Here is a 1,240-nt window from a genome sequence, read left to right on the forward strand (position 1 = left end):
GCTTCCACATCGGTGACCGGGGTCGCCGCGAACAGCGATTGCGTGTAGGGGTGTTGCGGGTTGGCGAAGACCGCCTCGCGCGTGCCCTGCTCCACCGCCTCGCCGTTCGAGATCACCATGATTTCGTCCGCGATATAGCGCACGACCGAAAGGTCATGGCTGACGAAGACATAGGTCAGATCGAATTCGTCCTGCAGGTCGGCCAGAAGGTTCAGAACCTGCGCCTGAACCGACAGGTCCAGCGCCGAGACGGGTTCATCCAGCACCAGAAGCGAGGGGTTCAGCATCAGCGCCCGCGCAATGGCAATGCGCTGGCGCTGCCCGCCCGAGAACATGTGCGGGTAGCGGTTGAAGTGTTCGGGTTGCAGGCCAACCTTCCGCAGCATCGCCTCGGCCCGGTCGCGCCGTTCAGTGGCCGGAATGTCGGTGTTGATGACCAGCGGTTCCATCAGCACATCGCCCACCTTCTGGCGCGGGTTCAGGCTGCCGTAGGGGTTCTGGAACACCATCTGCACCTTCGACCGCAGCGCCGGCCCCGGGCGGCGGCGATGAATATCGACGGACTCGCCCGAGATGCGCAGATCGCCGCTGGACGGCGGGTCGATCAGGGCGATGATCCGCGCCAGCGTCGATTTGCCAGATCCGCTTTCGCCGACAATGGCCAGCGTCCTGCCCTTGTCGACCTTGAAGTCGATGCCCTTCAGGGCCCGCACGTTTCTGCCACGGGCCAGCATACTGCCCGGCACATGGTAATCGCGCACGATGGCCCGGCCTTCGACGACTGGAATGTCCTGTGCCATCATGCGCCTGCCTGCTGGAAGAAATCTGAAACGGTGGGCAGACGGTCGCCCGTGGCATGTTCCGGCAAGGCCGACAGCAGCGCCCGGGTATAGGGATTCTGCGGCGCCTCGAACAGGCTCAGAACGTCGGCCTCCTCCATCTTCCTGCCCTTGTACTGCACGACCACCCGGTCCGCGGTTTCGGCCACCACACCCATGTCATGGGTGATCAGGATCAGCGCCATGCCGTAATCTTCCTGCAGCTTCATCAGCAGATCCAGGATCTGCTTCTGGATCGTCACATCCAGCGCGGTCGTCGGTTCGTCCGCAATCAGCAGGCGCGGGTTCGAGGCGATGGCGATGGCGATCATCACCCGCTGGCACTGGCCGCCCGACAACTGGTGCGGATAGGATCTGATCTTCACCTCGGGCTGGGGAATGCCCACGGCGCGGAACAGTTC

At 63.7% G+C, this 1,240-nt stretch carries 2 protein-coding genes; both read right to left on the bottom strand.

Annotated features, from left to right (window positions below; all coding sequences use genetic code 11):
- A partial coding sequence (locus C5F44_RS17625; protein WP_181318321.1) for an ATP-binding cassette domain-containing protein occupies positions 1-803 on the bottom strand: 803 nt, incomplete at its 3' end.
- Positions 800-1,240 (bottom strand): ATP-binding cassette domain-containing protein (locus tag C5F44_RS17630; protein ID WP_146161992.1); only part of this gene is annotated, 441 nt, incomplete at its 5' end. The genes C5F44_RS17625 and C5F44_RS17630, both read right to left, overlap by 4 nt.

This window comes from Fuscovulum blasticum DSM 2131, from assembly GCF_003034965.1.
Lineage (GTDB): Bacteria > Pseudomonadota > Alphaproteobacteria > Rhodobacterales > Rhodobacteraceae > Pseudogemmobacter > Pseudogemmobacter blasticus.